10 protein-coding genes are annotated in these 7,285 nt (G+C 53.9%); 3 read left to right on the top strand and 7 right to left on the bottom strand.

What is annotated here, in order from left to right:
• The 6 genes from VGN12_07900 to VGN12_07875 form a co-directional block, all read right to left on the bottom strand.
• A partial coding sequence (locus VGN12_07900; protein ID HEY4309359.1) for a glutathione S-transferase N-terminal domain-containing protein occupies positions 1–596 on the bottom strand: 596 nt, incomplete at its 3' end.
• 26 nt (positions 597–622) lie between these two features.
• Positions 623–1,165, bottom strand: a complete 543-nt coding sequence (locus tag VGN12_07895) for a peroxidase-related enzyme (protein ID HEY4309358.1) — start codon at positions 1,163–1,165, stop codon at positions 623–625.
• A 121-nt stretch (positions 1,166–1,286) separates the two neighbouring features.
• Positions 1,287–1,997: an SDR family oxidoreductase gene (locus tag VGN12_07890; protein HEY4309357.1), complete on the bottom strand. Its 711-nt coding sequence runs from the start codon at positions 1,995–1,997 to the stop codon at positions 1,287–1,289.
• A 73-nt stretch (positions 1,998–2,070) separates the two neighbouring features.
• On the bottom strand, positions 2,071–2,619 hold the full coding sequence (locus VGN12_07885; protein ID HEY4309356.1) for a carboxymuconolactone decarboxylase family protein: 549 nt from the start codon (positions 2,617–2,619) through the stop codon (positions 2,071–2,073).
• A 196-nt stretch (positions 2,620–2,815) separates the two neighbouring features.
• Positions 2,816–3,478, bottom strand: coding sequence for a heme-binding beta-barrel domain-containing protein (locus tag VGN12_07880; GenBank protein ID HEY4309355.1), 663 nt, complete (start codon positions 3,476–3,478; stop codon positions 2,816–2,818).
• 79 nt (positions 3,479–3,557) lie between these two features.
• Positions 3,558–4,004, bottom strand: a complete 447-nt coding sequence (locus tag VGN12_07875) for a hypothetical protein (protein ID HEY4309354.1) — start codon at positions 4,002–4,004, stop codon at positions 3,558–3,560.
• A gap of 257 nt (positions 4,005–4,261) precedes the next feature.
• On the opposite strand from VGN12_07875, the gene VGN12_07870 reads away from it, so the two are divergent.
• Positions 4,262–4,714 (top strand): GNAT family N-acetyltransferase, encoded by a 453-nt coding sequence (locus VGN12_07870; GenBank protein ID HEY4309353.1) that lies wholly within the window; start codon positions 4,262–4,264, stop codon positions 4,712–4,714.
• A gap of 76 nt (positions 4,715–4,790) precedes the next feature.
• Here the strand turns inward: VGN12_07870 and VGN12_07865 are convergent, their stop codons facing one another.
• Positions 4,791–6,200 carry a PLP-dependent aminotransferase family protein gene (locus tag VGN12_07865; protein HEY4309352.1) on the bottom strand — a complete coding sequence of 470 codons (1,410 nt, stop codon included), beginning with the start codon at positions 6,198–6,200 and terminating at the stop codon, positions 4,791–4,793.
• Between the two features lie 186 nt (positions 6,201–6,386).
• On the opposite strand from VGN12_07865, the gene VGN12_07860 reads away from it, so the two are divergent.
• The gene (locus VGN12_07860) at positions 6,387–6,713 is read left to right on the top strand and encodes a cupin domain-containing protein (GenBank protein ID HEY4309351.1); all 327 of its coding nucleotides are present in this window, start codon (positions 6,387–6,389) and stop codon (positions 6,711–6,713) included.
• Positions 6,714–6,760: 47 nt separating this feature from the next.
• Positions 6,761–7,285, top strand: a 525-nt coding sequence (locus VGN12_07855; protein ID HEY4309350.1) for a nitroreductase family protein, incomplete at its 3' end; no start/stop codon positions are given.

Genomic DNA, 7,285 nt, shown 5'->3' with positions numbered 1-7,285 from the left:
TCGCGCGCTTCGTAAAAGCCGATCAGGTTGCGCACCCAGCCGAGCAGCGAAATATCGGCGATGCTGTAATCAGCCCCCATCACCCAGTCGCGGCCCGCGAGCCGGTTGTCGAGGACACCGAGCAGCCGCGCCGATTCGGTTGCGTAGCGGTCGCGCGGGCGCTTGTCCTCATAGGCCTTGCCGGCAAATTTGTTGAAGAAGCCGACCTGGCCGAACATCGGCCCGACTCCGCCCATCTGCCACATCACCCACTGGATCGTTTCATAGCGGGTGTTCGGATCGGCCGAGATAAATTGTCCCGTCTTGTCGGCAAGGTAGAGGAGGATCGCGCCCGATTCGAACAGTGCGAGCGGCGTGCCGCTCGGTCCGTCGGGATCGTAGATTGCTGGAATCTTGCCGTTGGGGTTGAGCGCGAGGAAAGCCGGATCGTGGTTTTCGTTCGCCATGATGTCGATCCGGTGCGGCTCATAGGCCAGGCCGGTTTCCTCAAGCATGATGCCGACCTTCACGCCATTGGGCGTCGGCAGAGAAAAGAGTTGCAGCCGATCGGGGTACTGCGCTGGCCAGCGCGTGAAAATTGGATGATCGAGTATCACTTTCTTTCTCCTGGATTTGTCGGCATTCAGATCGAGCCAGCCGGTGGTACGGCGGGATAATCCTTATCCGGGTCGAACACGTTATTGAAAAAGTTCGTCAGGGAGAACATCGCCACCATTGAGACGATCTCCATGATGTTTGCATCCGAGTAGCCGACGTCGCGCACCGCTTGCACGTCAGCGTCACTGACCTGGCCGCGGGCTTCGATGACTTTGCGCGCAAACTGGACGGCGGCATCGCGCTTCGGGTCGCTGGCATGCCCCTGCCGCGCGAGAATGATTTCCTCGGCCGGCATTTTGGCCATGTTGGCCGCATAGGTGTGAACCGCCAGGCAGTAATTGCAGCCGTTCACCTCGGAGACGATGAGACTGATGGCTTCTCGCGTTTTCATGTCGAGCGCCTTATTCAAGGAGCTCCGAAAGGTGGCCCACGCGTTGAACGCGATCGGGCTCTGCGCGAAGGTCGCCAGCATATTTGGGGTGAACCCGAGAATCTTGCTGAATGCATCGAGAGTCGGTTTCGAATCGGCTGGCACCTGGTCTGGTGTTAAAGCGGTAGTTCTTGGCATCGTATTCTCCTGAGTTACGGGTTTCACTATCAGCCGATTGAGGTGCGGCTCCGGCTAGTAAGTGAAAATTGGTTGGTCGAGCGTCAATTGCTCGTTTCTTTATGATTAGTGATTCGGTTTCTCATCGACCGGCACTTTGGCCACCGTCGACGTGCAGGATTTCGCCGGTGATGAACGGTGCAGAGTCGAGAAAGAGGATGGCGTCGGCAATATCGCTTGTTTCACCCAGGCGCCCGATAGGGTTAAAAGCTGCCAGTGCCTCGTGAATTTCAGGAGGGTGCATCGGTGTCTTGATGTTCCCTGGTGCGACCGCATTTACGCGAATGCCCTTCTTCGCATACTCGATTGCCAGCGACTTCGTGGCGGCGTTGATGCCGCCCTTCGTCAGCGCTGCCAAGACTGTGTAGACCCCGCTTATTGCAGCGTGGTCGATGCTGGCCGTAATGCTCACCACGTGGCCGCTTGCATGCTTTTCCATTTCGGCGATCGCAAGTTGCGTGATGTGATAGAAGCCCGCCATGTTTACATTCATCACGGCCGCGTAGTCTTCGGCGGTGTGTTCGGTAAAAGGCTTGCCGATGTAGATGCCCGCGTTGTTCACCAGCGTATCGATCCGGCCAAAGCGTGCGACGCCTTCGGAAATAACACGTTGAGCTGTTGCGGGATCGCCGATGTCGCCAGCGATGTTCAAGATGTTCTCGTCGTCCGACAGCTTGATCGAACGCGAGGTTGCGACGATGCGGTAATCGAGCTTGCGGAATGCTTGTACAACTTGAGCGCCGATGCCTTGCGACGCACCGGTGACGACAACAACCTTCTGTGGCTTGTTCATGCTTTACCCCTGAAAATATTGCTCCGCGAAACCTCCGAGGGTCCTCGGAGATTTCGATGCGACCGGATAGCGTTTAGATCGCGCCAGCCGGTGTAACGGCAGGGAAGTCCTTCTCGGGATCGAACACGTTATTGATAAAGTTCGTCAGGGAGTACATCGCCACCAGCGAGACGATCTCCATGACGTTCGCATCCGTGTACCCGGCATCGCGGACGGCTTTTACATCTGCGTCACTGACCTGCCCACGGCCCACCATGACTTTGTGCGCAAACTGGACAGCGGCATCGCGTTTTGGATCGCTGGCATGACCCTTGCGAGCGAGAATGATTTCATCGGCCGGCAACTTGGCCATGTGCTCTGCCGTAAAGCTGTGGACCGCCAGGCAGTAATTGCAGCCATTCACTTCGGAGACAGCGAGACCGATGCTGTCGCGTGTCTTCACGTCGAGTGCCTTGCTCAACGAGCCGAGCAGATTGGCCCAGGCGTTGAACGCGATCGGACTCTGCGCGAAGGTCGCCATCATATTTGGGGTGAACCCGATGTTCTTGGTGAACGCATCGAGGGTCGGTTTCGAATCGGCTGGTACCTGTTCAGGCTTTAAAGCAGTAGTTCTTGTCATCATAATCTCCAAAAGTAAGTCACTGGTTTCACTAATTGAGGAATGTCCGTTTGAGAATCATCCCGCTGGTTAAGAGCCTCTACTTTAGGTCGGTTCGATATCAATTTCGAGACTGTTGGGGATCAATAAAGTCACAGAAAGGATCAAAACAGCCAGGCGCTTCATCATTGTGAAAACGCTGCGCATTGCTCGCCTTAAGCTATCGACCTAATTCTGCTTGCGCTACCGGATTCGGTGTTGGTTCTTCAATTTTGGTCAAGGTATTGCGATCAGTGTGATAAAAGGGTTCGGTCTGTCCCGGAATGATCAAGAGCATTTCCTGAAAATACGACCAGGTACCATCATTAATCGAAACTGTATTGGTATAGCGCTCTGTCTTGAACGCATATTCAAGAAATGGATTCGACAAGATGCCATTGATTGTGGACCCGCGTACTGCCTCGACTTTAAAGGTCTTCGCGTCTGGCGCCGCATGCCCTGTCGCCATTACCGTCTGGCCTCGCGGTATCGATAGGGTTTGTATTACCGTACTTGTGGCCGGCTCCCAAAGCCAATAGCCGACTTGGTCGTGAAAGGTTTCAACCTTGTCAAATTCCACAACTCGAAGGTGATAACGTAATCCATAGAACAATTGAGGTCCGTTGGTTTGGGCATCAATCGGCTGCATCTCAATGCGCTCAAGGAATATTCGTTTTTCTGGCCCTTCAGCTTTAGGGCTAACATCCACGCCGCGTTCCCCGCTCCATATTCCTGCCATCGGTGTCAATGGCCCCAAGTTGGAAAGTGTCTCGGCGTTCGGCTCCGGTTCGGTATAAATATCCTTAGGATAGTTTTCCATAGATTTTTGAGGAATGTGAGTCAATGTAATTCTGACCGTGCGATTTCCGGTATTGAAAAATTATGTTCTTTTACGGATCTGGCAGGAGCTTTGGACTCGGCAGTTATCCCACCGCTTCGATTTTTATTTTACGACCGTTGAAATCAAAAATTTCACCGGCCCGTTTGCTTTTCATTGCTTTGAATATCGGTGCTTCCTTTGATATCCCCATGAAAGTAACTCCATCGCAAACGAATTGGGAAGTAGCGATTGCAATCACAAACCATTGGCTGTTGAAGCGCACAACCGCCCCTTCCTTGACTTCAGACTTCACTCCGAAATCGATCTTGTGCAATTTATCCAAAGCTTGGGCTTCGGTATGGAGCGGGCCCTCAAACGCAAGCGCTACTTCGGCATCTTCGAATTCCTGCGATGTCTGCCCGTGATCCGCAGATTCGCTGTAATCGCGCGCACTATTGCGCAGGTATTCTGCATAGGCTTGCTCGGAATGAGCCAATTTCTCTGCCTCAAGGCTCAACATGATGTTCTTTAATAAAAGTTTGCTACTCATAATCAAATCTCTTTATAGAAATCAAGGTGAAAGGCATCTTCCTTCCGACAACTGTGCAATACAAGTCAAAAGGACTATTTGAAGCAAGTTAAGGATTTTTGGTTTGATTGTTAATTTAGACTTCGATACTTAACGTGGATTGGGGCGTATTCTCCGAAAAATGGTCCAGTCAAAATATCCTCTCTTGGCTCTATCGAGGGCGATTGTTATTTCGTAAGATACAAGCCCGTTGAATCTGTCCTGAAAGAAGTATGTCTATGATGAATCCCCAGATGATATTGCGTCACGCCGACACCCAGGATGCCTTGCGTGCCTGTTATGCCGTGATGAAACAATTGCGCCCGCATTTACATTCCGAAGACGAATTCATCGAGCGTGTCACGCGCCAAGCAGCCGACGGCTATCGCTTGCTTGCTGCATGGGAGGGCGACCAAGCGATAGCGTTGGCGGGCTACCGCTTGCAGGAAAACCTGGTCTATGGAAAATTTCTTTACGTCGACGATCTGGTGACTGCCGAACAGGCGCGCGGCCGCGAATACGCCGCTCGTCTACTGGATGCGCTGACCACGGTTGCGGAAGAAGCCGGCTGTGTGCTTTTTGCCTTGGATACAGCCTTGTCGAATGCATTGGCGCAACGATTTTATTTTCGCCAAGGCTTGCTGACCGGCGCCATCCGTTTCAGCAAGCCAGTGACGCCCAAGGTGGCGTGATCAATACGGAGATTGCGTGCCGGTGACAGACCCGTCATCCACGTTTGAAGAGAAAATAAGACGCGATAAAATCGCGCTAGCGATATCGGTCGATGATTTCAAATAGACGACGGCACGATGCCGCGAGGTGCACCTCTGGCGCCGTGGCCACTCCGAGCAAAAGGCCGGGCAAGGCCCAGGATGGATTCGCGAACCACGCAGATAAAGGGGATGGCGCCATGCCGATAGCCCTCGCTTCGTGAACTATATCCATGTCAGGTACGCCCTCCGGCAGCCTGAGAAGTACCGCCAGGCTAGCGTTAACCCACTCGGCGTCGTACATCTGCAACTGAGCACATAGCGCGGCACGTTGAGAAGAATACAGACGCTTGAGCCGACGCACGCGCTGGAGGTAGTGTCCATCGCGCATAAATCGAGCGGTTGCGAGTTGAATTACAGGTGAGGGCGCGGGGACAAGTGTTGCTGTTACTTCCGAAAACGCGCTAATCAATTCGGTCGGCGCGACGATAAATCCAAGTCGCAGCGACGGGCTGATAGTCTTGCTGAAAGTGCCTATGTGGATAACCCGGTTGCCCTCGTCCAAAGACGCCAAGGCGGGCGCCGGCCTGCCTTCTAGTTGTAACTCGCTGAGGTAGTCATCTTCGATGATCCAGGCGCCGCTTGAGGCCGCCCATTCAAGTAGTTGAAGCCGGCGCCTCAGCGACAGCGTCGAGCCCAAGGGAGCTTGTTGACCAGGCGTCACGACGACCAGTGCAGCGTCCCCGGCGTGCTCAATTCCGTAGCTTACGTTGATGCCTTCGGCGTCCACCGGTATCGGAATGACGTTCAAACAAGCGAGCTCCAAGCCTCGTCGAGTAAAAGGGAAGCCGGGCTCTTCCATCCAGACCTTCTTGCCGTCCAAACCAAGAACTCGCAGTGCAAGGCCCAAGCCCGCGGTGTACCCCGAAGTAATAAACACTTGTTCAGGAGAGCAATGAAGGTTTCGGGATATGGAGAGATATCCCGCAATTTCTCGCCGTAGTTCGGACTCTCCTCTAGGATCGGGATAGATCAGTGACGATAAAGATCCAGTCTTCAATAGATTGGAAGAGCGTGCACGCGCGAAAAGCTTTTCCGGCAGGTCTTTTAACGCCGGGACACCAAGCTGAAAGATCGCCGGCCCGGCGGTCATTTCCTGATAGGTTCTCATAAAGCCTTCATGCCTAAGCGTTACAGACCGAGCCGCTGTAGCGCGGGGGCGTGGCGCCACTCGGGTGCCCTTCGCTCCGAATGATTCAATCATCTGGGCGTCGGACAATCGTTCATATGCCGCTTGAACCGTACCGCGCGCTACACCAAGCTGCGCTGCCAGAGCCTGCCATGAAGGCAATCGAGCTCCGGGCGCAAGCAGGCTTGACTCTATTGCTCTGGAAATACTCATACGAATTTGTTCTGACAGGGATAGTTTCGCTGTCCGGTCGAGTTGAATCTTCAGATCTGAATTCATATTCTTAGTACACACAAAAATGAAGAGTCTTGGTTCTACTTTTAGTAACGTCAATGGTACAGAATTTCGAAGTCAACTTGAGAAAAAAAGCCGATCATGATTATTCGCCCGATTCTGACTGCATTTTGCGCGAGCGGCGCAATTTTAACCAGCGCTGCCGCTTTAGCACATGGCCCCCGAGACATCGTGAAGCCGAATTTTGAACAAACGATTCCCAATCTGCCAGGAAAATCACTCGTCGCTGTAGAAGTCGAGTATCCGCCGGGCGCCGGCTCGATGCCTCACATGCATGCGAAGTCTGCCTTCATTTACGCGTACGTGGTATCGGGCGCGATCGAATCAAAAGTCAACGATGGTGACGTGCATGTGTACCGCGCCGGCGAGAGTTGGTCTGAACCACCCGGCGCTAGCCATCCCATAAGCCGAAATGCGAGCAAGACGCGGCCGGCCAAACTGTTGGCGGTATTCGTCGTCGATACCGATGATAAAGAACTGACCACGCCGCTCAAGTAAACATTCCCCTTGTAACTTGATCTATCCCTTTACCCATAGGAAGAACCATGACCACCGGAATCAAGAAGACCAATCCCGTCATCGAATGTATTCTGAGCCGCTCCGCCGCAAAGTATTACGACCCGGCAGCCAAGTTGAGCGACGAGCAAATCTATGAACTCGTGCAAATCGGCACTAGCGCGCCGACATCTTTTCACTTGCAGAACTGGCGCTTCATCGCCGTACGCACACCTGAAGCCAAGGCTCGGCTGAGTCCAATCGCCTGGAATCAACCTGCAGTAACCGATGCAGCCGTGACCTTTATAGTCTGCGGCCAGATGGTCGAAACCAGCGTCATACCAGATCGCTTGGCGCCGCTGGTGGCGGCGGGTGTCATGCCAGCTTCGATGGTGCCGGAATGGGAAATCCCGGCACGCAACTTGTATATGGCGTACCCGCAGCGCCGGCGCGACGAGGCCGTACGCACCGCCACCTTCGGCGCCGCAGCGATGATTTATGCCGCCCGTTCGCTGGGCCTGGGTTCCACGCCAATGATTGGTTTCGATGCTGATGGCGTACACCGCGAGTTTGGA

Source organism: Pirellulales bacterium, from assembly GCA_036499395.1.
In the GTDB taxonomy this organism is placed as follows: domain Bacteria; phylum Planctomycetota; class Planctomycetia; order Pirellulales; family JACPPG01; genus JACPPG01.
This window is presented reverse-complemented; position numbering and strand designations above follow the sequence as displayed.